Below are 25,827 nucleotides of genomic sequence, written 5' to 3'. Positions count from 1 at the left end.
GCACCGGGGGCGACCCGGCGCGGCCATCCGGACTACTCCGGCGCGTGCTCCGGGCCGCCCCAGTCGGGGCTGCTGAAGTCGGGAGAGGAGAAGCGCGGAGCGGTCGGCCGGGGGTCCTGGGGGGAGGAGAAGTCCGGCCGGGAGTAGCCGAGATGCGGCATGCGCGGGCCGGTGGCGGGCGGCGCCGGGGTGGCCGGCCGGGGAGTGGCGGCGTCCCGGAGCGAATCGTCGAGGAAGGGCAGCATCCCGAGCGAGAGCAGTGCCTCGCGCCAGCGCGCCCGCGCCTGGGTGACCTCCGGCGACAGTGAGTCAGGGCCGTCGTGGATCGCCCCGGAACCGTCGCGCAGGGCGGTCAGCAGCAGTCCTATCCCCCCGAGCAGGACCGACGCACCGGCGACGGCGGCGAAGAACCAGCCCGCCGTCCGCAGCGGTGAGGCGATGGCCGGCTCCGGCGAGACGGCGTGCATCGCGTAGCCGATGAGCAGGAAGATGACCGCCGCGGCGCCGGACAGCAGCGGAGTGAGCACCGCGAGCACCGCGATGAGGCCGGCGCCCGAACCCGACCGGTCCGCGACACCCATGGCCGCGTAGCCGAAGGCCCGGTTGTCGCGGGTGCGGGCCGCCTCACGCGCCGCGTCCCGCGTCTCCTCGCGGACCGCCAGATACGCCTCGTACTCCGCGGCGGCCGCCGCGTTGATCTCATCGGTCGCGGCGAGGGCCAGCGTCCGCAACTGCTCGGCGTTCAGCGGCAGGCCGGGGTCGCCGGGGGTCGGCCCGGAGCCACCGCCGCCCATGTCGTCGAGGACGATACGCAACGCGTCGTCGAGGACATGCTCGAAATCCTGGCGGTCTTCGTTGAGCAGATGTGGAGCGCTGTTCATGTGTGCATCCCCCGATGCTCCGACTCCCCTGACTCGGCGGTGTTCCACGTGGAACAAAACCGGCCGACCGGACGCCCGGAGAGCGGTGGACCTACGGATACAGCCGATGGTAGGGCGGTGGGGCAGACCCTGACAGGGTGCGACCAGGAAATGTGCGATGGCCGAAACTGCCGTGCCGGGCCCTGTCGGGCGATCAGTCGGGTCCCGGCACGGCGCGGCCTCAGCCCAGCAGCGGAAGCTGGGCCACGAGCAGCCGGCCGTCCATGGTGACGCCGCCGTCCATCGCGACCGCGAGGCTCTCGGCGTAGACCATCGGTCCCCGCACCGCTTGCGCGAGCTCCTCGCCGTCCACCGGTACGTATTCACCGCCGACCTCGCCGAGCAGATACGGGATCGGGCTGTGGCCGTGCACCACCCGGCTGCCGCCGTAGGCGCCGAGGAGTTCACGGGCGGCCTTGGCGCCGTCGTCGCCGCGGAAGGCGAAGCGCTTGGTGAACTTGCGGAACAGCTCCCAGCATTCGTCCGCGTCGCCGCGCTGCAGCACACCGGTGACCGCGTCGTTCATTTCCTCGATACTGGCGCCGTACTCCAGATACGCGGTGGTGTCGGAGTGCAGCAGCAGGTGATCGTCGGTCAGGTGGGCGGCGTCCAGCCGTGAGATCCAGGTCAGATGACGGTCCTCCAGCCGCTCCATGTCGGAGGGCTGGCCGCCGTTGAGCCGCCAGGCGGCCAGGAAGGAGGCGGTGCCGCCGGTGGAGTTGACCGGCACGTCGCCGAAGCGGTGGGCGCCGAGCAGCAGGAGTTCGTGGTTGCCCATCAGCGCGCGGCAGTAGCCGCCGGCCGCCGCGGCCTCGGCGGACAACTGCATCACCAGTTCGATGACGCCGATGCCGTCCGGGCCGCGGTCGGTGAAGTCGCCCAGGAACCACAGGCGCGCGCTGCCGGCCGACCAGTGGCCCTGCTCGTCGACCAGACCTGTCTCGTGCAACTCCGCCAGCAGCTCGGCCAGATAGCCGTGCACATCGCCGACCACGTAGAGCGGGCCGGGGCGGTCACCGTTCTCGGGCGCGGCGGAGATCACCGGCAGATCGTGCTCGGTCGGCGTGTAGTCCATCGACACCTCGGGCGACACCCCACTAGAAACTGCCGTCGCGTCCGGCCCGTACCCGGCGGTTCGCGGCGGATAACCGTCGGGCGCCCGGTCGAACCGCGGTGAACGGTCGACATCCGGCGCCGCCCCGTAGCCGGGCGCGGGCTCGTAACCGGGCTCATACCCGGCTCCGGGGTCATACCCCTGACCTGCCCCCTGAGTCATCGACCCCTCCACGATCGCGCCGCCATCCGCCCATCATAGGAATGACGCTGGCGCGTTGTGACATACCCAGGCACCTGGTTTTCAGAAGGTTCAGACAAACTACCCCTTAGTCCCCGTCCGCCGGCCCCGCGAAGCTCCCCGGTGGTCATCCGGCGGTGTTCGAACACCTTTGCCCGGCCCACGTCGAACACCGCGGCCCGACGGAAGCCGGACTCCGCTACGTGCCGGAGCCCGGATCGGGCCGGGGGAGTGCGCCGCCGGTTCACCCCTCGCCGTGGGCGGGTCCGCGCGGCGGGCTGACCGTGGTGCGGTGCGGCCGGCGCTGCGAGGACGCCCGGACGATCAACTCGGTGGGCATCACCTGCTGCACGGGGTGGGTGGGGCCGATGCCCTCGATGGCGTCGATGAGCAACTGCACCACCGCGGTGCCGATCCGGCGCGGCTGGAGGGAGAGCGTGGTGATCGGCGGATCGGTGCCGGCGTAGCCGCCGCTCTCGCTGCAGCAGACCAGCAGCAGGTCGTCGGGGACCCGCAGTCCGTAGCGGCGGGCGGCGGCGAGCAGATCGGTCCCGTTGGGGTCGAACAGCCCGTAGACGGCGTCCGGCCGGTCGGGGCGGGCGAGCAACCGGTCCGCGGCCACCGCGCCGGCGCAGGGGTCGTGGGCGGGATACGCCTCGTAGACCGGCTCCTGGCCGACGCGTTCGCACCATTCCAGATACGCGGTGGTGGACAGTCGGGTGTAGGTGTCCGTACTGGTGCCGGTGAGCAGGCCGATCCGCCGGGCGCCGGCCGCGGCGAGGTGGTCGAGGATGCCGAGCACGGCCTCCTCGTGGTCGTTGTCGACCCAGGCGTGCACCGGCAGGCTGCCGGCCGGACGGCCGTCGCTGACCACCGGTACGCCCTGCCGGACCAGTTCGGTGACCACCGGGTCCTGGTCGGAGGGGTCGATCACCACGGTGCCGTCCAGCGCCACGTTCCCCCATACGTCGTGCCGGGAGGAGGCGGGCAGGATGACCAGGGCGTAGCCGCGGGCGAGCGCCGCCGAGGTGGCCGCCCTGGCCATCTCGGCGAAGTAGGCGAACTCGGTGAAGGTGAACGGTTCTTCGCCGTATGTCGTCACCGTCAGACCGATCAGGCCGGACTTGCCGGTGCGCAGTGTGCGGGCCGCCGCGGACGGCCGGTAGCCGAGCCGGTCGGCGACCTCCCGGACATGGCGACGGGTGGCGTCGGGCAGTCGGCCCTTGCCGTTGAGCGCGTCGGAGACAGTCGTGATCGAGACTCCGGCGGCAGCGGCGACGTCCCTGATCCCCGCCCGCTCCAGCCGGCGTCCGACGGGCCGGCTCGCCTGGTGTTTCCCTGCTGCTGTCATGGCGTGCCGATAGTAGGGCGGTGCTGGTCCATCCAGCCTGGGTCGGGCCGGCCCCTAAGAAGAACGGTTTCTGCAAGATCGAAAGCCGTATGCAATGTGGAATATGCAGGCGGCAGGGCCTGGCGCTCGGCCGATACGGTCCCGCTCGCCGTGATGACCCGACCATTGGCCCATGGCGGCTGGTCCCGGCAACTCACTCCTACGGGGGACGCGCGCCACCGCGCACGCCACCCGAGCACGTCATACGGTCCTCGGCGGGCGCTCTCGCGGGTCCGGTGCCTCGCCACATCTCCCCAGCGGGTCCCGCCGCTCGTAGGGTGTGGCCATGAGCACCCCCAAGCTGCGCGCGGAACTCGACGGCATCCCGGTCTACAAGCCGGGCCGACCCCCGGTGGCCGCCGAGGGCGTGCCCGCCTACAAGCTGTCCTCGAACGAGAACCCGTATCCCCCGCTGCCCGGTGTCATGGAGGCGGTCACCGCCGCCATGGGCGCCTTCAACCGCTACCCGGACCTGGCCTGCTCGCAGCTGACCGCGGAGCTGGCCGAGCGCTTCGACGTGCCGGCCGGTCATGTCGCGACGGGTACCGGCTCGGTCGGGGTGGCGCAGCAGCTGGTGCAGGCGACCGCGGGGACCGGCGACGAGGTGGTCTACGCCTGGCGGTCCTTCGAGGCGTACCCGATCATCACGCGGATCGGCGGCGCCCGGCCGGTGCAGGTGCCGCTGAACGCCGCCGAGGCGCATGACCTGGACGCGATGGCGGACGCGATCACCGCGCGGACCCGGCTGGTCTTCGTCTGCAACCCCAACAATCCGACCGGCACGGTGGTGCGACGGGCCGCGCTGGAGCGCTTCCTGGACCGGGTGCCGGCCGATGTCCTGGTGGTCCTGGACGAGGCCTACCGCGAGTTCAGCACCGACCCGGACGTCCCCGACGGGATCGATCTCTACCGGGACCGTCCCAATGTGGCGGTGCTGCGCACCTTCTCCAAGGCGTACGGCCTGGCCGGGCTGCGGGTCGGCTTCGCGATCGCCCATGAGCCGGTCGCCGACGCGCTGCGCAAGACCGCGGTGCCCTTCGGGGTGAGCCAGGTCGGGCAGGACGCGGCGGTGGCCAGTCTGCGGGCCGAACCGGCGCTGCTGGAGCGGGTGGCGGGCCTGGTCGTCGAGCGCTCCCGGGTGGTCGAGGCGCTGGCCGCGCAGGGCTGGACGGTGCCCGAGACCCAGGCGAACTTCGTCTGGCTGCGGCTGGGGGACCGCACGGAGGCCTTCGCCGCCGCGTGCGAGCGGGCCGGGGCAACCGTCCGGCCGTTCCCGGGCGAAGGCGTACGGATCACCATCGGTGAGACCGAGGCGAACGATCTGCTGCTGCGCGCGGCCGAGAAGTTCCGCAAGGAGCTGCCGTCCGACCTGCTCTGAGCCGTTCCGGCCGCAGCTGAGGTCACTGACCTCGCTGACCAGCACTTTCCCACCCTTTCGCCCCCTGACCACCCCCCGGTGGCAGGGGGCGAACTGCTGTGCTGGATACTGCTTGTGAATGAGTTCACATTCACAAGTGGAACTCGTATCACCGGAAAGGAGACGTATCGTGCAGCTCGCAGTGGGCCCACTGGACGTCGCCAGGTGGCAGTTCGGTGTCACCACCGTCTACCACTTCCTCTTCATACCCCTGACGATCTCGCTGTCCGCGCTGACCGCGGGGATGCAGACCGCGTGGGTGCGCACCGGCAAGGACACCTACCTCAGAGCCACCAAATTCTGGGGCAAGCTCTTCCTGATCAACATCGCCATGGGCGTGGTGACGGGCATCGTCCAGGAATTCCAGTTCGGTATGAACTGGTCGGACTACTCGCGCTTCGTCGGCGACATCTTCGGCGCCCCGCTCGCCTTCGAGGCGCTGATCGCCTTCTTCTTCGAGTCGACCTTCGTCGGCCTGTGGATCTTCGGCTGGGACAAGCTGCCCCGCCGGATCCATCTGGCCTGCATCTGGATGGTCTCGCTCGGGACGATCCTGTCCGCGTACTTCATCCTGGCCGCCAACTCCTGGATGCAGCACCCGGTCGGCTACCGCTACAACCCCACGACCAAGCGGGCCGAACTCACCGACTTCTGGGCCGTGCTCACCCAGGACACCGCGCTCGCCCAGTTCTTCCACACCATGTCGGCGTCCTTCCTCACCGGCGCCGCCTTCATGATCGGCATCGCCGCCTACCACCTGGCGCGCAAGCAGCACATCTCGGTGATGCGCTCCTCGCTGCGACTGGCCCTGGTGACCGCGGTGGTGGCCGGCGCCCTCACCGCGATCAGCGGCGACACCCTCGGCAAGGTCATGTTCAAGCAGCAGCCGATGAAGATGGCCGCAGCCGAGGCGCTCTGGGACGGCCAGAAGGGCGCGCCCTTCTCGATCTTCGCGGTCGGCGACGTCGACAAGGGCCACAACGAGGTCGCGATCGATCTGCCGAACCTGCTCTCCTTCCTCGCCGACGACTCCTTCACCAGCTATGTGCCGGGCATCAACGACGTGAACAAGGCCGAGCAGGCGAAGTACGGCCCCGGCGACTACCGGCCGAACATCCCGGTCGCCTACTGGGGCTTCCGCTGGATGATCGGCTTCGGGGTGGTCTCGATCGGAGTCGGCGCGGCGGGGCTGTGGCTCACCCGCCGCAGATTCTGGCTGGCGCCCGAACACCGCACGGACGACGACGAGGTGCCGCGTCTGATGCTCACCCGTGGCATCCGGATCGGCGACGGGCCGGCCCGCTGGTACTGGCGGATCGCGCTGTGGACCATGGTCTTCCCGCTGCTCGCGAACTCCTGGGGCTGGATCTTCACCGAGACCGGCCGCCAGCCCTGGGTGGTCTACGGCGTGCTGCGCACCAAGAACGCGGTCTCCCCCGGCGTCTCCACCGGTGAGGTGATCACCTCGCTGACCGTCTTCACCCTGCTCTACGGCCTGCTGGCCGTGATCGAGGTGCGACTGCTGGCCAAGTACGCCAAGGCCGGCCCACCCGAACTCACCGACGACGACCGCCGGTCCCCCACCAGGATCGGCGGCGACCGGACCGACGACGCGGACGCCGACCGGCCGATGGCCTTCTCCTACTGAGGCCCTGAGGAGCGCGAGATGCATCTGCACGACGTCTGGTTCGTTCTGATAGCCGTCCTGTGGACGGGCTACTTCTTCCTTGAGGGGTTCGACTTCGGGATCGGCGTACTGACCAAACTGCTGGCCCGCGACCGCACCGAGCGGCGCGTGCTGATCAACACCATCGGCCCTGTCTGGGACGGCAACGAGGTGTGGCTGCTCACCGCGGGCGGCGCCACCTTCGCCGCCTTCCCGGACTGGTACGCCACCCTCTTCTCCGGTTTCTACCTGCCGCTGCTGATCATCCTGGTCTGCCTGATCGTGCGCGGGGTCGCCTTCGAGTACCGCGCCAAGCGGGAGGACGAACGCTGGCAGCGCAGCTGGGAGCACGCGATCTTCTGGACCTCGCTGCTGCCCGCCGTGCTGTGGGGGGTGGCCTTCGCCAACATCGTGCGCGGAGTGAAGATCGACGCGAACAAGGAGTACGTCGGCGGGTTCTTCGCCCTGCTGAACGGCTACGCCCTGCTCGGCGGCGCGGTCACCCTGACGCTCTTCACCTTCCACGGGGCGGTGTTCGCCTCACTGAAGACGCTCGGGCCGATCCGGGAGCGGGCCAGGGCGACGGCCACCCGGCTGGGAGTGGTCGTGACCGTCCTGGCGACGGTCTTCCTGATCTGGACGCAACTGCACACCGGCAACGGCCGGAGCCTGGTCGCGCTGATCGTGGCGCTCGCCGCACTCGTGGCGGCGCTCGGTGCGAACGTGGCCGGTCGTGAGGGCTGGTCCTTCGCCTTCTCCGGCGTGACGATCGCGGCGGTGATGGCGATGTTCTTCCTCACTCTCTTCCCGGATGTGATGCCGTCCTCGCTCGATCCGGCCTGGAGCCTGACCGTCGGCAACGCGTCGGCGACGCCGTACACGCTGCGGATCATGACGTGGTGCGCGGGCATCGCCACCCCGTTGGTGCTGCTGTACCAGGGCTGGACCTACTGGGTGTTCCGCAAGCGGATCGGCACCCAGCACATAGCGGAAGCCGCGCACTGATGTCCCGGCGGGAAGCAGCGATGTTTCACGTGGAACACGATCGCGGCGAAAGGGGATGTTCCACGTGAAACCTGTCGATCCGCGACTGCTGCGCCATGCTCGCGCCAGCCGCGTCTTCCTGGCCGGCTCGGTGCTGCTGGGGCTGCTCGGCGCGGGGCTGATCGTCGCCCAGGCGGTGCTCATCGCCGATGTGGTGGTGGGCGGCTTCCAGCACGGTGACGGGGTCCGCGCGCTGCGCGGCGATCTGCTGGCCCTGGCCGCGGTGGCCGCCGGGCGGGCGTTCGTCGCCTGGCTGACCGAGCTGTGTGCCCACCGGGCCGGGGCGGCGGTGAAGTCGCAGCTCAGGCTGCGGCTGCTGGAGCGCGCCACCACCCTCGGGCCCGGCTGGCTGACCGGCCGGCGCAGCGGGGAGCTGACCACGCTGGCCACCCGCGGGGTGGACGCGCTGGACGACTACTTCGCCCGCTATCTGCCGCAGTTGGGGCTCGCCGCCGTGGTGCCGCTCGTGGTGCTCGCCCGGATCGCCACCGCGGACTGGGTGTCGGCGGCGATCATCGTGGTGACGCTGCCGCTGATCCCGCTGTTCATGGTGCTGGTCGGCTGGGCCACCCGGGAGCGGATGGACCGGCAGTGGCAGCTGCTCGGGCGGCTGTCCGGCCACTTCCTCGATGTGGTCGCCGGGCTGCCCACGCTCAAGGTCTTCGGCCGGGCCAAGGCTCAGACGGACAAGATCCGGGAGATCACCGGGGACTACCGGCGGGCCACCCTGCGCACCTTGCGGATCGCCTTCCTGTCCTCGTTCGTGCTGGAACTGCTGGCGACCATCTCGGTGGCGCTGGTGGCGGTCGGTATCGGGATGCGCCTGGTCCACGGCGAACTGGATCTGCGGACCGGGCTGATGGTGCTGATCCTCGCGCCCGAGGCGTATCTGCCGCTGCGCCAGGTGGGGGCGCAGTATCACGCCGCCGCGGAGGGACTGGCCGCCGCCGAGCAGGTCTTCGAGGTGCTGGAGACGGCGCCGCGGTCCGCGCCGGGCGCTGTCCCCGCTCCCGATCTGCGGACCGCGACCATCACCGTCGAGGACCTGGCGGTGCGTGCGGACGGTCTGCTGGGCGCGACCAGCTTCACGCTCACCCCCGGTGAGACGCTGGCTGTCACCGGACCCAGCGGCGTCGGCAAGTCCACGCTGCTGGGCGCGCTGCTCGGTTTCGTGCCGCCTTCCGCCGGGCGGATCCTGGTCGACGGGATCGATCTCGCCGACCTCGACCCGGCTTCCTGGCACCGCCAGATCGCCTGGGTGCCCCAGCGCCCCTATCTCTTCGCCGGCACGATCGGCGACAACGTCCGCCTGGCCCGGCCGGGGGCGACCGACGCCGAGATACGGCAGGCCCTGACCGCGGCGGGGGCGGCCGCCTTCGCCGCCATCGACGATCCGATCGGCGAGGACGGCGCCGGCCTGTCCGCCGGCCAGCGCCAGCGCCTCGCGCTGGCCCGCGCGTTCCTGGCCGACCGCCCGCTTCTGCTGCTGGACGAGCCGACCGCGCACCTCGACGGAGCGACAGAGGCGGAGGTCATAGCGGCGCTGGCGACACTCGCGGCGAGCCGCACGGTCGTCGTGACAGCCCACCGCCCGGCCCTCCTCCCGCTGGCCGACCGGGTGCTCCCGCTCTCCGCCGAGCCCCTTTCCTCCCTCTCCTCCATCCCGCTTTCCGCCGAGCCCGCGCGGGCACCTGACGCGGCGGACGACCCGGAGACATCGCGGAACGACCCGCCGAACGACGCGCGGACCCACACGTCCCCGGCCTCCCGGACGCGCGGAAGCCGCCCGGGCTCGGGCCGGGTGGCCGGGCTGGTCCGCGGTGCGGGCTTCCGGCGCCGGTTCGCCGGCGCGGCGGTGCTCGGGGTACTCGCCCTGGGCTGCGCGGTGGGCCTGATGGGCACCTCCGGGTGGCTGATCAGCCGCGCCTCGCAGCAGCCGCCCGTGCTGTATCTGATGGTGGCCGTGACGGCCACCCGGACCTTCGGCATCGGACGGGCCGTGTTCCGCTACGGGGAGCGGGTGGTGGGACACGACGCCGTGCTGCGCGCCCTGGCCGAGGTACGGGTCTCCGTCTTCCGTCGGCTGGAGCTGCTGGCACCGGCCGGCCTGCGGCGAGTACGGCGCGGCGACCTGCTGTCGCGGCTGGTCGCGGATGTGGACGCTGTGCAGGACTACTTCCTCCGCTGGCTGCTGCCCGCGGTGGTCGCCGGCGTCACGGCCGTCGCCGCCGCGGCCTTCACCGGGTGGCTGTTGCCGTCCGCCGGGGTGATCCTCGCGACCGGACTGCTGGCGGCCGGCGCCGCGGTGCCCGCGCTCGCCGCGACGGTGGCCCGCCGTACCGAAAGCAGGCTCGCGCCGGCCAAGGGCGAGCTGTCGGCCCGCGTGCTCGGCTTGTTCACCGGCACCGCCGAACTGACGGTGGCGGGCGCGCTGCCCGGCCGCCGGGCCGAAGCCGCCCGGGCCGACGGCGCGCTCAAGGCGATCGCGGCCCGCTCGGCCGCGGCCACCGCGCTGGGCGCCGGGCTGACCTCGCTGATCACCGGCCTGACCGTGACCGCCTGCGCCTGGGCCGGCGTGCGCGCGGTGACCGGCCACGACCTGCGGGGGGTGGTCCTGGCCGTCGTCGTACTGCTGCCGCTGGCCGCCTTCGAAGCGGTCACCGGTATGCCGCTGGCCGCTCAGCAGCGGCAGCGCAGCGGGCGCGCCGCCGACCGGGTACGGGAAGTACTCGCCACACCCCTGCCGGTCACCGAGCCGGACGCGCCGCAGACGGCGCCCGCGACGCCGTATCCGCTGGTGGTGAGCGGGCTGACGGCCCGTTACCCCGGACAGGAGCGGCCCGCGCTGCACGACGTGGACCTGACGCTGACGCCCGGCCGCCGGATCGCGGTGGTCGGTCCTTCCGGAGCCGGCAAGACCACGCTGGCGCAGGTACTGCTGCGGTTCCTGGACGCGGAAGCGGGTTCGTACACGCTCGCCGGGCAGGACGCGGCGGCGCTCGACGGCGACGACGTCCGGCGGCTGGTGGGCCTGTGCGCCCAGGGGGCGCACGTCTTCGACAGCACCGTCCGGGAGAATCTGCGGCTGGCCAGGCCGGCGGCCGACGACGGCGAACTGCTGGCCGCGCTGACCGCCGCCCGGCTCGACATCGACATCGACCTGGACGCGGCCGTCGGCGAGCACGGCGCGCGGCTGTCCGGCGGTATGCGGCAGCGCCTGGCCCTGGCCCGCGCGCTGCTCGCCCGCTTCCCGGTGCTCATCCTGGACGAGCCCGCCGAGCACCTCGACATCGCCACGGCCGACGCGCTGACCGCCGATCTGCTGGCGGCCACCCGAGGCCGCACCACGCTGATCATCACGCACCGGCTCGCGGGCCTCGCGGACGGAGCGGTCGACGAGATCGTGGTGCTGGCGGCGGGACGCGTCGTCCAGCGCGGGACATACGAGGAACTGGCCTCGGTGCGAGGACCGTTCCGCGACACGCTGGAGCGGGAACGCGACGCCGACGCGCACCTGGCCGCGCCGGGCGGACGCGGTATGGCGGGGCTGGCCGCGTGAGGTCTCCGGGTCCGGCGGCCCGCCCGGGAGACCCCGGACGGGTCGGCAGACCCTAGCGCCGGGCGGCGATGATGCGCTCGATGACGCGGGCGACGCCGTCGTCCTCATTGGCGGCGGCGTGGCGGGTGGTGGCGGCGAGCACCTGGGGATGGGCGTTGGCGACGGCGTAGGACGTACCCGCCCACCCCAGCATCGCCAGATCGTTCGGCATGTCACCGAAGGCCACCACCTCGGCGGCCGTCACCCCGCGCTCGGCGCAGCACTTGGCCAGGGTGGTGGCCTTGCTGACCCCGGCCCCGCTGATCTCGAGCAGCGCGGACTCGCTGGAACGGGTGATCTCGCCGTGCCGGCCGGCGACCGACAGGGCCGTGGCAAGGAAGTCGTCGGGGTCCATGCGCGGGTGCTTGGCCAGCAGTTTCAGCAGCGGCTGCGCCGGGTCCACGGCGAGCAGGGCCTCCAGCGGCAGAATCTCGACGGGCGTCGTGGAGCCGGGACGGTCCGGCTCGATGAGCGGGTAGGCGGGCTCACGGTGGATACCCCCGGTGCGCTCAACCGCGAAGGTGGTCCCGGGCACGGCTTCGCGCAGCGCGTACGCCACCGCGAGCGCCTCCTCCTCCGGCAGCGGGAACGCCTCGATCAGCCGGTCGGCCCGCAGGTCGTACACCGCGGCGCCGTTGGCGAGGATCGCGATCCCGTGCCCGGCCAGATGCGGGGCGACCACGCCCATCCAGCGCGCCGGGCGCCCGGTGACGAAGAAGACCTCGATCCCGGCCGCCTCGGCCGCCTCCAGCGCGGCGACCGTGCGCGCCGACACCGTCTTGTCGTCGCGCAGCAGGGTGCCGTCCAGATCGGTGGCGATCAGTCGGGGCGCGGGATCGGCGAAGGTCTTCTCGTACGGTGCGGGATGCGCTGCGGGCTCGAATGCTGAGGTCACGATGCCCATCCTCCCGCACCGCACCCCTGCCCCGGACGGCGCCGCCGGGTGGTCGGGGCGATCGGGGTGATCGGGGGCGGACAGCGCGGCTGGACGCGACCGGTGCGGGGCCGGAGGGAGCGGGGCGCGGGGTGGTCACGCGCCGGCCACCGCATCGGGCGCGGGGCGGGTCCTGCTCCTGGCGCTGCTGCCGTACGCGGGCACGTACGCGGGCACGTACGCGGGCACGTACGGCTGCGCGGCACTGCCGCACTCGGTGCACAGCCTGGAATCCGGGGAGCGGCCGGGGGGCCGCGCCCGGGTGGGCGGGTGCCTCGGCGACTGCCGGTACTGGTGTGGGTCTGGTCTGTGGTGGTGCCTGGCCCGGGGTCGCCCGAGGTGATCGGGTCCGGTCCGGTCGGGCCGTCGCTCGTCGGTTTCTGCCGGTACTGCTACTTCTGCCGGTACCTCTGCGGCTTCGACTTCTGGTTCATACCGGTCCGCCGGTCGCGGGCCTCGATGCGACGGTCGTCGTAGCCGTCTTCGCCATGGTGCCCTGAGTTTTCAGAGTGTTGATCGGGCCGATGTCAGCCGCGTGAGCCGTGAGCCGTGAGCGGTGAGCGGTGGGCTTTCAGCGGTCCACCGAGGCGTTCCTTGGGGCCGGGGCAGGGCCGAGGGAGGCAGCGGCGGCGTTCGCCCGGGTGGTCACGCCGCCTGCGGCGTGCGCGGTGGGGCTCGCGATCGGGCTGGCGTCAGGGTTCGTGTGCTGGCTCGCGGCCGCCTGGGCGAGTGCCACGGCAGCGCTGATGTCCTCCGCCAGGTCCCCGGCGCGTACGCTGCGGGCGCTCGGCGACGAACCGTGGGCCTCGGCGCAGATCCGCTGCTTCATCGTGGGCGGCAGCGTACGAGCCCGGTGCCGGCGCATCGGTTCGTACCCGCGCGGCGCCGGGATCCTGGGTACGGACCGCGCCCCGAGCGGGACCTCGTCCGAACGACCGGCGGCCTGCGCCTGGGCGCGCCCCTGACCGCTCGCCTCGGTCCGCGCCTCCACGCGGCCGGCGGCGGCCCGGGAAGCCGGGGTGCTGAACCCCAGCGCGGCGATGCACTTCAGCAGCACGCTGAGCAGCGCGCCCCAGAACGTCCTGATCTCTACAGCAGCAGCCATGACCTGACGACCTCTCGCTTTCCCATGATGCGGATAACCGACAAGTCCGATCATGCGGAAGCGAGCACAGATTTCACGGAGCCGCACCTTGAGTTCGCCGATATACACATCAACGCCACCCATGTGTACCAACCGGGCGCTTCCGCACCGATCAGCTGCCCGCCCGGAGAGCCGCGGAGGCCCGGGAATCCCCGGGTGAGGGACTCCGGTCGCCCTCCCTCACCCGGATGCTCCCGGCCTCCTCAGCTCACCAGGCCTTCTTCTTGAAGTTGTTGACGGTGAGGCTGAGGGCCCGCGTCACCGTGTTCGCCTTCGGCAGGGAGTGGTCGCCGAGCTGAACGGTGAAGCTGGAGGTGCCCGCTGAGCTGGGCTTACCGGAGATCGCCCCGGTCGAGGTGTTCAGGGCGAGCCCGGCCGGTAGCGTGCCTTTCACCACGGACCAGGAGTAGGGGGTGGTGCCCCCGCGCCCCACTACCTGCGCTTGGTAGGCGGCGCCCAGATTGCCGTTGCCGAGTTGCGTGGTGACGATGCCCAGCGCCGTCGGCGTGACCGCGGGAGTCGCGGTGGTGAAGCTGAGGGTCTGGCCCTGGGTGGTGGTGACAGCGCTGCTGGTGGTGATCCGGAAGTAGTACCGCGTGTTCGGGGCCAGGCCGGACAGCGTCGTCTGGACGAGTCCCGGCTGGGTGCCGGTCCCGAAGTCCTGAGCAGGGGTGCTCGAACCCAGCGCGGTGGTGGTTCCGTACTCGAACGCGTACGTGGTGTCCGCCCCCGACGGGACCACGACGCCGGTGAGGGTGGCACCGGTCGCGGTGATACCCGTGGCGGGTGAGCTGACGCCGTTGGCGCACACCGGCCCGGCGGCCGAAGCGTCGGCTTCCTGGCCGTTCAGAATCCAGGCGACCGCGGGAAACACCTTCGGGTCGAAGGTCACCGAGAAGACCTGCGGGTAGTTCCCCTTGTCGAAGACGGTCGGCTGGCCTTGGCTGGGACTCACCGGGAAGAGCTGGTTGTTGTCCCCGATCGGGATGGTGCTCTGCGTGCCGGTGGTGTTGTCGTAGCCGAAGTAGGCGGTGACGACTCCGGTCGGATCAGCGGTCACGCAGTTCAGGTACGGCGCGAGCGTGCCGGCCCCGGCCGCCGAGGCGGAGCCGGCCACCAGCGCGGCGCCGGTGACGGTGACACCGACCAGCGCGAGAGCGCACAGGCGCCGCCGGTGGCGGCGTCCGAAAGCGGGTAGAACTGTGGTCACGATGCCCCCCTGGGCAGAGCGCGACGACCGTTCCCACGGGATGCGACGCGGATCCGCATCCGGTCCGATGGACGGTCATCGCACAGAAGTTTGATGTGATCATCCTCCGGGGCGGCTGGGTGCCGGTCAATTCCCGTGCAGGTCAACAGAGTTACCCGGTCAGGCAAGGCCGGGTCCTGCGCCCTTCCCGCTCAGCGGCTGACCGTCTGGATCTCCCGGACGCCGATCTCCTGCGGGGTCCCGAAGGCGCCCGGCGGGAGCGCCTTCGGAGCGGGCTGCCCGGTGCCGGTCCAGCTGACGTCCCAGGTGACGGTCGCGGTGAGCCGATATGCCTGGCGGGAGGGTGCGGTCGAGCGCAGGTACGTCACCCCGCAGGGAGGATCGCCCTCCGCGCCGGGGGTGTACGGCGTACCGAGGCGGTTCCCGCGGAACGGGCAGTTCCCGGAGGCCGGGTGGAGCCGGGCGTCGGCCGTGCCGGGGTCGAGGTGCAGGCTGACCGGTTCGGCGGTGGTGGTGGCCGAGATGCCGTAAGCGGGCAGGTAGGCGGTCACCGCGACGGGGTGGACGGCGCCGGTGTCGAGCCAGACCCAGGTCGGCAGATTCACCGTCTGCACGCCGTCCGGGTCGGTGCTCGCGGTGGCCCGCGGGATGAGGATCCGCTCATACGCCAGCTCGGCGAGGGTCTCCGGTGTCAGGGCGTCGCGGTGTCCCGCGGGCACGGACCCGTCCTCGCTCACCCAGAAGGGTTCGTCGGTGCAGGAACTCGCGCCCGGGGCGCTCTCTTGTGATCGGGGTGTGTAACCGGCCCAGAAGTAGCCGTGGCCGGCTTTGGCCAGGTTGAAGTTGGTGTACGGCTTGCCGTTGACGAAGCGGTCGCGTTCGCCGTTCTTCCACTCCTGGCTCGGCGAGTCCTCCGCCCACACGGCCTCGGAGGAGGCCTTCAGCTGCGCCGGTGTGTACATCGGCTGATACCAGCAGGCCGGCGGCCTCCAGCCCCCGATCGGGGTCAGCGGCCCGACGCCGGCGCTGCTGGCGGCGGCGCCGTTCTTCGAGGAGTCGTACTGGACGCCGGCGGTGGCGGAGATGGTACCGGCGAGTGGGTCGGCGGCGCCGGAGGGCGCGGCGGCGCCCACGGTGCCGTTTCCGCCACGGTCATCGGCGACAGCCGGACCTGCCAGCAGAGCGGATCCCGCTGCTAGGACCAGAACGCCGACCGTGACGCTTCCTCGTCTCAGGGTCGGCACTGCCGGGCACCCCTGTCCGACACCACGTTGTCCGTCTGCCAGACCCCCTGCGCGTTCAGCGTGAGGTGCGTGTTGTAGAGCACGTAGCTGTCGGGTGATGTCGGGGTGTGCTTCGTGGGCTTCTTCGGATTCGTGATGTGGGACTGGCTCTCGTCCGAGCAATAGACCACGGAGGCCGTGTCGCCGCCGAGAAGACTGACCTTCCGGGCGAAGAAGCGCGTACTGCCCGCCCACTTGTCGCCCTTGGCGATGTAGCCCTGGACGTACGCGACGGCCAGCTCCGTCCCCCTGCCCGTGCTGTAGAACGCCAGCTCCTTCGTGCTCGCCGTCCCCCGGAAGATGGCGTCGTCCATCGAATCGACCCACCGCTCGTTGTCGGCGAGCACCGCGTCCTTGGCGGGGTCGCCGGTGTACTGGTCCTCGAAGACGTTCTTCGCATAGGACGGAAAGGTGATCGTCGGCCGACCGGCCGAATCCGTCGGCGCCGGGAAAGCGGTGGCAGGCGTGGACGGGGGCGCCGAGGCAGACCCGACCCCCTGGATCTTGTCCGAACTCGCCCCACCGCCGCTGCCGCTGTCACAACCGGACAGCAGGGCGACGGCGGCAGCCACCACCGTGATCGCGGCGAGCGCGATGGGTACCCGCATGGTCAACGAACTCCTGTTTCGGTCACTTGGGCACCGACAGTACCCAAGTCCCGCATTTCGTAGGAAAGGGAGCGGGCTGAGGGAATCCGTTGAGTTGACGCGCCGCACGGTCCTGAGGCCGGTCGGCTCCTCCCTCAGGCGTCGCGGGCCGGTCTGCGCAGGCGTCTGATGTATCCGGTCGGGCGCCGGCTGCCGAGAAAGGAAGGGGACGGGTATCTGTCGCGCTCGCCGGGGCGGCTCGGCGGAGGCGGGAGAAGGGGCAGCGGAAGCGGCGGGGAAATGGACCGGCGGTGGGTCAGGGCGAGGCGCCAGGTGGATCCGGCGACCGGGTCGAAGCGGTAGAGCGTCACCAACGCGACGGCCGCTCCCGTGAAGCAGCAGGCGGCGTAGGCCGCACCGGGGGCCTGGCCGCGCAGGAACACGACGAAGACCAAGGCGATCGAACCCGCCGCGAGCCGTGTCCTGGCCCGCCCGCCGGGGGCCGTGACGGCGATGGGCAGCAGCCCCCACAGGAAGTACCAGGGCTGCACAGCCGGGGCCAGGACCACCACCGTCAGCAGTGCCACGCCGAGCGCCCGCTCGGGACCGAGTCTCGGCATCCGCCACAACCAGAACGGCATGGCGATGAGTGCCCCGGCGACCCCCGCCAGCCGGGTGGCCGCCTCGACGGTGTGCGGAGCCGCCAGGCCCAGCGGCTCCACGAGGGCGCCGAGCACGTTGCCGAGGTCCGCCGTGAGGGACAGCACCCCGGGAGAGTCCGCCGGAGTGCTCAGCGCCGAGAGCCAGCCGTAGCCGTAGCCGAGCACCCAGGTGGCCACCACCACGGTCGCGGCGGAGGTCGTCGCCACGACGGCCGCGCGTCGCAGCAGCCCGCTGCGTCCGCCGAACTGCTCGGGTATCAGGAAGAGCAGCGCGAACCCGGCCGGCACCTTCACCAGCATGGCCAGCGTGATGAGGACCGCCCCCCAGGCCAGCCGCCCGCTACGGGCAAGCACCAGGCCGGACAGCATCAATCCCAGCATCACCGCGTCGTTGTGGGCCCCGCCCACCAGATGCACCAGCACCAAGGGGTTGAGCACCGCCAGCCACAGGGCGCTGGCCTCGCACACCCCGGCCGCCGCAGCCAGGCGGCGCACCGCCCATACGACCAGGGCGAAGCCGCTCACCGCCAGCAGCCGCATGCCCACCAGCGCCGCGAAGACGTGCTCGCCGGTCACCCGCAGCACCTGGGCGGCCAGCCACACGAACACCGGACCGTACGGCGCCGGGGTGTCCCGCCAGAGCCAGTCCACCCCCGCGCTGATCGGCCCGGGGAGCACCGACGGCCCGCCCGCGTAGACGTCCCATCCCCGTGCGGCCATCGCGCCCTGGGCCACATAGCTGTAGACGTCCCGGCTGAACATGGGCGCGCCGAGGGCCAACGGCGCCGCCCACCACCAGAGAGTGACGAGCATCTCGCGCGGGCTGACGGCCGAACCGGAAGCCGAAAGCTGCCCCAGCCGCCACCAGGAGGTCACCAGGACGATCAGGCCGGCATAGCCGACCACCGCCGCGGCCAGGGTCTGCGCCGACTGCGGCGCGAACCAGTGGGACAACGGGTGATACACCGGCAGCGCCCCCGCCCAACCGCTGGCCAGGCTCAGCGCGACGGCCCCGCCGGCGCCCAGCCATCGGTGCCGGAGCGCCTCGTCGGACGCCGCCTTGAGCGTCTCGGCACCGCGTATCTCCGGAGAATCATCCATCGACGTCCTTGCGATTGAACGGCGGAACGCGTCCTCCACCGGTCCCGGCTCCGGTGCGCGCCGGAGCCGCTGTACTTCGCCATGTCGCGTCGCGTCGCCGGATCACCCGAGCACACTCGTCCGGTCGGTCCACAGCGGGAACAACAGCCGAAGATCCGGCGGCAGGCCGACGAACTCGCCTTCAGGCCCCGCCCACGGGCGTGTCCCACGATGTCCCGGTGGTATGTGGGGCCTTGGTGGCGTCGCGCCGGGGAAGGCGGGCGGAATGGGAGAGATCCGGGTCGGCACCTGCTCGTGGACGGACAAGGCGCTGGTGTCCAGCGGCTGGTATCCGGCGGGCCACCGCGACGCCGAGGGCAGGCTGCGGCACTACGCCTCGCGGTTCCCGGTGGTGGAAGTGGACGCCACCTACTACGGCCTGCCGAGCGCCCGCAACAGCATCCTGTGGGCCGAACGCACCCCCGAAGGCTTCCGCTTCGACGTCAAGGCCTTCTCCCTGCTGACCGGCCATCCGACGCGGCCGGGCGCGCTCCCGGTCGAACTGCGCCCGGCCCTTGCCCGCCAGCAGCGAGGCGGCGTCGATCCCGGTCTGCTCGACGAGGTGTGGGACCGGTTCAGCGGCGCCCTCGAACCCCTGCGCCGGGCCGGTCGCCTGGGAACCCTGCTGTTCCAGTTCCCGCGGCAACTCGCGCCCGGGAGGCCGGCGGCGGCGGTCCTGCGGCAGTGCCGTGAGCGCGCCGCGGGCTGGCCGGTGGCCGTGGAGTTCCGGCATCCCGGCTGGTGGCGGGAGGACCATGTCGCCGCGACCACCGCGCTGGTGACGGAACTGGACATGTCGGCGGTGGCCGTCGACATGGTGCAGACGCTCCCCACCTCCGTACCTCCGATCGCGCGGGTCACCACGCCCGCGCTCGCGGTGGTGCGCTTCCACGGCCGCAGCAGCGCCTGGGGCACGGGCACCAAGGAGGAGAGGTTCCGCCACTCCTACACGCCCGGGGAACTGTCCGAGTGGACACCGCGCATCCGCGCGTTGGCCGACCGGGCACAGGAGGTGCACGTCCTCTTCAACAACTGCTGCGCCGACGCCGCTGTCCGCGCGGCGGAGTCGATGGGCGAGCTGCTCGGTGTCCGCGCACCGGCCGTGAGCTGAGGCGGGTGCGGCCATCCGTGCGGCGCCACGGGACCGGCCGGGGTGCGGAGCCGGTGACGACGGCGGAGCGAATCAGCTGAGCTGGGGCGGAGCTTCGGTGGCGATCCGCTCGAAGACATCGGGGTCGTGGCCGAAGATCGTGTCGGCCACCGGCCAGTGCAGCACGATCTCATCGATGCCCGCCTCCGCGTGGCGTCCGGCGAAGTCCACGAAGGCATCGACCGAGGTGAAGGGCTCGGCGTACGCGGGGGTGAAGCCGGTGAGGAAGATCTTCGGCACATCGGCCGGGTCGCGGCCCTCGGCGGCGAGGGCGGCGGAGACACGCTCGACCTGGCCGCGGACGGCGGCGAGGGACTGCTCCGGGGTGCCCTCCTCGAACACGCTCGGGTCCCCTGTGGTCACCCACGCCTGGCCGTACTTCGCGGCGAGTCGCATGCCGCGCGGGCCGGTGGCGGCCACCGCGAACGGCAGACGGGGGTCCTGCACGCAGCCGGGGATGTCGCGGGCCTCGATCGCGGAGTAGAAGCGGCCGTCGGAGGTGGTGTCGTCCTGGACGAGCAGCCGGTCGAGGAGCTCCACGAACTCGGCGAACCGGTCGGCGCGCTCCTTCGGCGACCAGGGCTGCTGTCCGAGCACCTCGGCGTCGAACCCGGTCCCGCCGGCCCCGATCCCGAGCGTCAGCCGCCCGTCGCTGACGTCGTCCAGCGTCATCAGCTCTTTCGCGAACGGCACCGGATGGCGGAAATTGGGGGAGGTTACGAGGGTGCCCAACCGCATACGCTCCGTCACACCGGCCGCGGCGGTCAGCGTCGGGACGGCTCCGAACCATGTCCTGTCCCGGAACGGGATCCGCCACGACAGGTGGTCGTAGGTGTAAGCGGCGTGGAACCCCAGCGCCTCGGCCCGCTTCCACACCTCCCGGCCCTGCTCGTTCCAGCGGTAGATCGGCAGGATCACAGTGCTCAGACGCAGGCTCATGCGGGCGAGCCTACGGGGCCGTATTTCCAGCTGACAGGACGGTCTTGCCGTCCGCCACTCGTGGCGTCCACCCGCCGGATCGCGGTCCGCACCGAACTCCCTGCCCGCGCACCGGTCGGCGGCCGCTTCCCCGTTGTCCGCTTCCCGACCAGGACGACCTCAGTCGAGCCTCGTTCATGGATGATGGGCTGACCTGCAGGTACTCCGATAAGAACTGTGTCTGTGCGTGCAGACGTCAGGTGTCAGATCGCCTCGACTGCGACGCGGGAATGGCAGAGTCGACGCAGGTCGTCCACATCGCTGGTCACGACCGTCACATCGCCGTGTTCTGCGTGTGCGGTAGCAGCCAGCATCGCGTCGATGGCGTACTTGTGCCCGTGAAGTCCCTCCGTCGCCAGGAGCTTGCTCGCGGCGCGGGCGATCTCTTCCGTGATCGGTCGTACTTTGGTGAGGGAGACCGCGAAGTCGAACGCTGCCTGGACAACCTTGGGATCGCGCGCCTCGACCAGGGTTGCCGCACTGGTCACGACCAGCAGATCGAGAGTTCGAGCTACATCCAGCCAAACCGTCATGTCATGGTGCCGCCGGGACAGCTTCGACAGGGCTTCGCTGTCCAGGACGAGAGTGCCGCTCACGCAGCGTCCGCCGGCGTGGTCTCGCCACGGTGTGCTGCGTGATGCGCCCTGATTCTCTCCGCCCGCGCCGCTACCTCGGCCTGGTCAACGGGACCGTGCTCAGCTTCGTACTCCGCGATGTACTCGTCCACAGCCTCACGCTGGAGCTGACGCTGTACGGCTTCCTCAATGTACGCGGACACACCCTGCTTGCCCGCGCGCGAGCGAATCGCCTCCAGCGTCTCCGCGCGCAGTGAAACGCTGGTGACCCGGGTTTTTCCGGAGCGGGGAGCATCCATGACACCCAGTGTAGTACATGATGTGTGAATCCATCCTCGCCCATAGGCTCGGGCTATGCGACTGAGCACCGTGATCCTGTCTTGTCGTAGATGACCGGCCGTCCGCCGGCTGAGCCCTTGTTCGTGGGGTTGGCCTGCTGGTCGACCTTGTCCGGGATCACCGCGGTGATGTACGGCGGCGTAAGTAGGCCCGGTTGCTCTCGGAGGAGTAGGCCCTGTCCGCTGCGACGGCCGGTGGCCGGGTGCGGAGGCGGCCAACCGGGCCGCGTACACGGATCTTGTCAAGCACGGCCGGGAACTGGGGGGCTGTCTCCAGCTTGTCCGGGACCCGGGCCGCGCGAGAGCGGTGCGTCGCAGGAGTCGCTGGCCGCCGTATGCGGGTAGGTGGAGCGGTTGACGGCGGCGCCGGTCGGGCAGGGGGTCAGTCCCGGAGGGTGAGTGCGTCCATCCGGCGGGCGGCGACTTCGCGGTCGGTGGCGGCCGCCACGAACGCGGGCGTCCGGTCGGCGCCGACCAGGGCGCGGACGGCGGCGACGGTGGCCTCGGGCAGCGGGACCGGGACGGTGGCGTCCTCGCCGGAAGGCCTGGCCGGGCCCGGGGCGGGCTCGGCGGGCGGGAGGGCGTCGCCGAGGTGCCGGCGGATGTGCTCGGTGGCACGCGTCCGCATCGCCCGGGCGAGTTCCGCGTCCACCGTCTGCTGGGCCAGCGGGCGCAGCCGGCGGATCAGTTCGGCCGCCTCCTCCGCCTCGGCGTCGGTCGGCGGGTGCCGCAGGAACCGTTGGAAGACGTACTCGGTGGTGAACTCCAGAAATCGCTCCGAGATGTGCTCCACCTGGGAGCGCAACTCGCCGAGATGGCCGGCGATCGCCGGCAGCGGCACCCCGGCGGCGTGCAGTTCGGCGGCCACCGCGAGTTCCTGCGGGCTCGGCACCAGGAACTCGTCGTCGCTGCCGGGCACCGGCTCCAGTACGCCGAGCCGCAGGGCCTCCCGTACGGCCGCCGGGTCGCTCACCCCGCCGAACGCCGCCACCAACTCGGCCAGACCGATCCGGGCCGGCCGTTCGTCCGACCAGGGCCGGTCCACCTCGTGCACCAGGCCGAGCACTCCGCCCAGACCAGTGCCGGTGTCCCAGGCGGCCAGCAGCTCCTTGATGTTGGCCAGGGTGTAACCGCGCTCCAGCAGGTCGGCGATCTGCCGCAGCCGGGCCAGGTGCGTGTCGCCGTACACATTGGCCCGGCCGCGGCGCTCAGGTCTCGGGAGCAGCCCGCGGTCGGTGTACGCCCGGATGTTGCGGACCGTGGTCCCGCTCGCGTGGGCCAGGTCCTCGATCCGGTACGCGCGCTGCTCGGCGGCGGTGCTCACGCCTTCACTCCTCGGTCGCCCGGATGCACTCGGTCAGGAGGCCGCGGCGCTGCCCGTCGGCTTGGCGGTGGCGGCCTGCGCCGCCGGGGATATCGCCAGGTACTCGACGGCCTTGCGCAACGAACCCTCCTGCGACGGATGGTACGACCGGCGCAGGTAGCGGGGCGTCGCGGCCGCCAGCGAGGCCCACGACGGCAGCAGCCCGCGGCGGGCCGCGGCCCGGTGGTCCCGGAAGCGGTACTTCTCCTCGGTGGCCCCCGGGTCGTGCCGCATCATGTACCGGGCGCCGCTCACCCACAGGTAGAACAGCATCGGCCCGGCCACCGCCATCCCTTCGGCCCGGCGCAGATAGCGGGCCGCGCCCTTGCCGCCGGCGTGCTGATACATGTCGAAGGCGACCGCCCGGTGCTCGACCTCCTCCGCCCCGTGCCAGCGCAGCAGATCGAGCATGACCTCGTCGGCGCCGATCCGGTCCAGGGCGTCGGCGTCCAGGATCCAGTCGCCGAGGACCGCGGTGAAGTGCTCGATCGCGGCGATCAGCGACAGCCGGAACCGCAGCCACGCGCGGTCCTGGACGGGCAGGCCCCAGGGCGGGGTGCCGCCGAGCAGCGCGTCGAACATCCACTCCACCTGCCGGGTGTAACTGCTGGTGTCGAGGTGCTGCTGCGCCAGGTGGTCCAGGACGTACGCGTGCTGGACGCTGTGGGTGGCCTCCTGCCCCATGAATCCCTTGACGTCCTTCAGCAGCGCCTCGTCGCTGACGAGTGGCAGGGCCTCCTTGAACACCTTGACGAACCACCGCTCGCCCGCGGGCAGCAGCAGATGCAGCACATTGATGACGTGCGTCGCCGTCGGCTCGTCCGGAATCCAGTGCAGCGGGGTCCGCCCCCAGTCGAAGGAGACCCGGCGCGGTGTGATCGGGTGGCTCACGGACTCGGCGTCTTCCGGTGTCCCGGTGACGAAATCGCCGATCCAGCGGGCCAGTTGCTCCGGCCGGGAGCGCGGCACCCAGTGCTTGGCCGGCAGGACGCGGCGGGTGAGGTCCGGCACCCACCGGTCGAGGTCGTCGTAGAGCCGCTCGGACAGGAAGGCGTCATCGGTCGGGACGATCAGCTGCACCGGCACCCGGGCGTAGGCGTCGGTGCGCGGACTGCCCAGCCGCCGGCGGACGTTGTCCCGGTAGAGCCAGGCGCCATGGGCGGCGTCCTCGGGCAGCGAGGCCGTCGGGTAGCCGTCGGCGGGCAGTTTCTCGCTGCGGGCCAGCAGTTTGGGCCATCGCCTGCCGAGCGGGCCGCGCCAGACGAGTTCCGGCAGCAGCGGGGTGTGCAGCGCGTACACATACCAGGACTTGAGGCCCTGGCCGAGGACGTGGGCGGCGCCGCGGGGGGTGGGATGCCGTGTCCGGCGGCGGATCCAGTGACCGAAGTGGTCCAGGGACGGTCCCGAGATCGAGGTGAACGAGGCGAGCCGGCCGTCGGTGGCGGCGACCGTGGCGAACTCCCAGCCCTGCACCGACCCCCAGTCGTGGCCCACCAGATGAACCGGCCGGTCCGGGCTGACCGCCTCGGCGACCGCCAGGAAGTCCGCGGTCAGCTTCTCCAGGGTGAAGCCGCCCCTGAGCGGCTCGGGCGCACCGGACCGGCCGTGCCCCCGCACGTCGTAGAGCACCACATGGAAGCGACCGGCCAGCAGCCCGGCGACTTCCGACCAGACCTCTTTGCTGTCCGGATACCCGTGCAGCAGCATCACCGTCGGCCGGAAGGCCTGGGCGGTCCCGGCGTCCCCGGCGCGGTCCTCCGCGCCTGGGGCATCGTCCACGACCCCGAACTCCGCGACGCACAGCCGCACTCCGTCCGCCCCCGTGACGAACCGCTCCCGGACCCGCCCGCCTCCTGCGGGAACGCCGCCCCCGTCACCGGCGCCGCTTCCAACACGGCCACCACTCACGGCACCGACACCATCCGCACTACCCACACCACCCATTGCCGCCCACCCGGCCCTTCCCCCGCACCCGCCACAACGATGACATCACTCAATGTGACAGCGAGGGCTGACAGTTTCAAGACCCCCGTCACCGGCCTGTGGAAAACTCCGCCGACCCCTACGGGAACGTCAGCCCGGAGAAGTAGCCCGATCCGCGACCCCCGGGGGACGACCGGGTGTGGTGCGTACCACTACGGTCATGCACGTGACAGTGATCGCTACCGAAGGCCTGAGCAAGCGGTACCCACGGGTGACCGCGCTCGACCGGCTGACCGTCGACATCACGCCGGGAGTGACCGGTCTGGTGGGCGCGAACGGCGCCGGTAAATCGACCCTGATCAAGATTCTGCTGGGGCTCTCCCCGGCCACCGAGGGTCGTGCCGCCGTGCTCGGGCTCGACGTGGCCACCGCGGGGGCCGAGATCCGCGCTCTGGTCGGCTACATGCCCGAGCACGACTGCCTGCCGCCCGATGTCTCGGCGACCGAGTTCGTCGTGCACATGGCCCGGATGTCCGGGCTGCCGCCCACCGCGGCTCGTGAACGAACCGCCGACACGCTGCGGCACGTCGGCCTCTATGAAGAGCGGTACCGCCCGATGGGCGGCTACTCCACCGGTATGAAGCAGCGGGTGAAGCTGGCCCAGGCCCTGGTGCACGACCCCGAGCTGGTGCTGCTGGACGAGCCCACCAACGGCCTGGACCCGGCCGGCCGGGACGAGATGCTGGGCCTGATCCGCCGCATCCACACCGACTTCGGCATCTCGGTACTGGTCACCTCCCACCTGCTCGGCGAGCTGGAGCGCACCAGCGACCACATCGTGGTGATCGACGGCGGCCAACTGCTGCGTGCCTCCTCCACCAGCGACTTCACCCAGGCGACCGGCTCTCTCGCGGTCGAGGTGACCGACCGCGAGCAGGAACTGCTGGCACTGCTGACCGCCGGGGGCCTGACCGCGCAGGCCGGCGGCCACCTGCTGATGGTCGACATAGCGGACGAGGAGACGTACGACCTGGTCCGCGACGCGGTCGCCCGGCTCGGCGTCGGCCTGGTGCGGATGGAGCAGCGCCGCCACCGCATCGCCGAACTCTTCACCGATGTCCCCACCGACTACCCGACCGGGCCCATGAACGGCCTCCCCAGCGGCCACCCGAGCCAGGACCAGGAAGGAGAAGGCCGTGACGCAACCTGAC

At 71.5% G+C, this 25,827-nt stretch carries 20 protein-coding genes and 1 pseudogene; 6 read left to right on the top strand and 15 right to left on the bottom strand.

The features are described 5' to 3' along the window. Positions 1-32 precede the first annotated feature (32 nt). From ACFO3J_RS21905 to ACFO3J_RS21895, 3 genes are all read right to left on the bottom strand, one after another. A complete protein-coding gene (locus tag ACFO3J_RS21905) occupies positions 33-881 on the bottom strand; it encodes a hypothetical protein (RefSeq protein ID WP_386431695.1) in 849 nt (282 codons plus the stop codon). 220 nt (positions 882-1,101) lie between these two features. Further along, on the bottom strand, positions 1,102-2,211 hold the full coding sequence (locus ACFO3J_RS21900) for a metallophosphoesterase (RefSeq protein WP_386433020.1): 1,110 nt from the start codon (positions 2,209-2,211) through the stop codon (positions 1,102-1,104). Positions 2,212-2,458: 247 nt separating this feature from the next. Then, the gene (locus ACFO3J_RS21895) at positions 2,459-3,565 is read right to left on the bottom strand and encodes a LacI family DNA-binding transcriptional regulator (protein ID WP_386431692.1); all 1,107 of its coding nucleotides are present in this window, start codon (positions 3,563-3,565) and stop codon (positions 2,459-2,461) included. A 325-nt stretch (positions 3,566-3,890) separates the two neighbouring features. On the opposite strand from ACFO3J_RS21895, the gene hisC reads away from it, so the two are divergent. The 4 genes from hisC to cydD all read left to right on the top strand — a co-directional run bounded on the left by hisC (position 3,891) and on the right by cydD (position 11,290). Continuing rightward, on the top strand, positions 3,891-4,982 hold the full coding sequence (gene hisC, locus ACFO3J_RS21890) for a histidinol-phosphate transaminase (protein ID WP_386431689.1): 1,092 nt from the start codon (positions 3,891-3,893) through the stop codon (positions 4,980-4,982). 169 nt (positions 4,983-5,151) lie between these two features. Continuing rightward, positions 5,152-6,669: a cytochrome ubiquinol oxidase subunit I gene (locus ACFO3J_RS21885; RefSeq protein WP_386431686.1), complete on the top strand. Its 1,518-nt coding sequence runs from the start codon at positions 5,152-5,154 to the stop codon at positions 6,667-6,669. Between the two features lie 18 nt (positions 6,670-6,687). Further along, positions 6,688-7,692, top strand: coding sequence for a cytochrome d ubiquinol oxidase subunit II (gene cydB / locus ACFO3J_RS21880; protein WP_386431683.1), 1,005 nt, complete (start codon positions 6,688-6,690; stop codon positions 7,690-7,692). Between the two features lie 64 nt (positions 7,693-7,756). Next, positions 7,757-11,290: a thiol reductant ABC exporter subunit CydD gene (cydD, locus tag ACFO3J_RS21875; protein ID WP_386431680.1), complete on the top strand. Its 3,534-nt coding sequence runs from the start codon at positions 7,757-7,759 to the stop codon at positions 11,288-11,290. Positions 11,291-11,342: 52 nt separating this feature from the next. Here cydD and ACFO3J_RS21870 read toward each other — a convergent pair whose 3' ends face one another. The 6 genes from ACFO3J_RS21870 to mptB all read right to left on the bottom strand — a co-directional run bounded on the left by ACFO3J_RS21870 (position 11,343) and on the right by mptB (position 18,250). Then, the gene (locus ACFO3J_RS21870) at positions 11,343-12,233 is read right to left on the bottom strand and encodes an HAD family hydrolase (RefSeq protein WP_386431677.1); all 891 of its coding nucleotides are present in this window, start codon (positions 12,231-12,233) and stop codon (positions 11,343-11,345) included. 601 nt (positions 12,234-12,834) lie between these two features. Further along, positions 12,835-13,368 (bottom strand): DUF6344 domain-containing protein, encoded by a 534-nt coding sequence (locus tag ACFO3J_RS21865; protein ID WP_386431674.1) that lies wholly within the window; start codon positions 13,366-13,368, stop codon positions 12,835-12,837. 247 nt (positions 13,369-13,615) lie between these two features. Next, positions 13,616-14,617 (bottom strand): Ig domain-containing protein, encoded by a 1,002-nt coding sequence (locus ACFO3J_RS21860; protein ID WP_386431671.1) that lies wholly within the window; start codon positions 14,615-14,617, stop codon positions 13,616-13,618. A 191-nt stretch (positions 14,618-14,808) separates the two neighbouring features. After that, complete coding sequence (locus ACFO3J_RS21855) at positions 14,809-15,750, bottom strand: hypothetical protein (protein WP_386431668.1); 942 nt, start codon at positions 15,748-15,750, stop codon at positions 14,809-14,811. A 98-nt stretch (positions 15,751-15,848) separates the two neighbouring features. Continuing rightward, positions 15,849-16,508, bottom strand: a complete 660-nt coding sequence (locus ACFO3J_RS21850) for a hypothetical protein (RefSeq protein WP_386431665.1) — start codon at positions 16,506-16,508, stop codon at positions 15,849-15,851. 134 nt (positions 16,509-16,642) lie between these two features. After that, entirely contained in the window at positions 16,643-18,250 is a 1,608-nt protein-coding gene (gene mptB / locus ACFO3J_RS21845; RefSeq protein ID WP_386431662.1) for a polyprenol phosphomannose-dependent alpha 1,6 mannosyltransferase MptB, read from the bottom strand. Between the two features lie 265 nt (positions 18,251-18,515). Here mptB and ACFO3J_RS21840 point away from each other — a divergent pair, with 265 nt between their 5' ends. After that, positions 18,516-19,400, top strand: coding sequence for a DUF72 domain-containing protein (locus ACFO3J_RS21840; RefSeq protein WP_386431660.1), 885 nt, complete (start codon positions 18,516-18,518; stop codon positions 19,398-19,400). 72 nt (positions 19,401-19,472) lie between these two features. Here the strand turns inward: ACFO3J_RS21840 and ACFO3J_RS21835 are convergent, their stop codons facing one another. The 6 genes and pseudogenes from ACFO3J_RS21835 to ACFO3J_RS21810 form a co-directional block, all read right to left on the bottom strand. Further along, entirely contained in the window at positions 19,473-20,378 is a 906-nt protein-coding gene (locus tag ACFO3J_RS21835) for an LLM class flavin-dependent oxidoreductase (RefSeq protein ID WP_386431657.1), read from the bottom strand. Between the two features lie 242 nt (positions 20,379-20,620). Further along, on the bottom strand, positions 20,621-21,013 hold the full coding sequence (locus ACFO3J_RS21830) for a type II toxin-antitoxin system VapC family toxin (RefSeq protein ID WP_386431654.1): 393 nt from the start codon (positions 21,011-21,013) through the stop codon (positions 20,621-20,623). Beyond that, positions 21,010-21,291 carry a hypothetical protein gene (locus ACFO3J_RS21825; protein WP_386431651.1) on the bottom strand — a complete coding sequence of 94 codons (282 nt, stop codon included), beginning with the start codon at positions 21,289-21,291 and terminating at the stop codon, positions 21,010-21,012. Before ACFO3J_RS21825 ends, ACFO3J_RS21830 begins: the two co-directional genes overlap by 4 nt. 83 nt (positions 21,292-21,374) lie before the next feature. Beyond that, positions 21,375-21,668, bottom strand: a pseudogene (locus ACFO3J_RS21820) (transposase); the annotation flags it as partial. A gap of 44 nt (positions 21,669-21,712) precedes the next feature. Continuing rightward, on the bottom strand, positions 21,713-22,654 hold the full coding sequence (locus ACFO3J_RS21815; RefSeq protein ID WP_386431648.1) for a MerR family transcriptional regulator: 942 nt from the start codon (positions 22,652-22,654) through the stop codon (positions 21,713-21,715). 33 nt (positions 22,655-22,687) lie between these two features. Beyond that, entirely contained in the window at positions 22,688-24,637 is a 1,950-nt protein-coding gene (locus ACFO3J_RS21810; protein WP_386431645.1) for an alpha/beta fold hydrolase, read from the bottom strand. A gap of 199 nt (positions 24,638-24,836) precedes the next feature. On the opposite strand from ACFO3J_RS21810, the gene ACFO3J_RS21805 reads away from it, so the two are divergent. Then, positions 24,837-25,826 (top strand): ABC transporter ATP-binding protein, encoded by a 990-nt coding sequence (locus ACFO3J_RS21805; protein WP_386431642.1) that lies wholly within the window; start codon positions 24,837-24,839, stop codon positions 25,824-25,826. The last annotated feature ends 1 nt before the right edge of the window (position 25,827 follow it).

The organism is Streptomyces polygonati (assembly GCF_042650325.1).
Lineage (GTDB): Bacteria > Actinomycetota > Actinomycetes > Streptomycetales > Streptomycetaceae > Actinacidiphila > Actinacidiphila polygonati.
The sequence above is the reverse complement of the archived record's forward strand: the minus strand, read 5'-3'. Positions and strand labels throughout refer to the sequence as shown.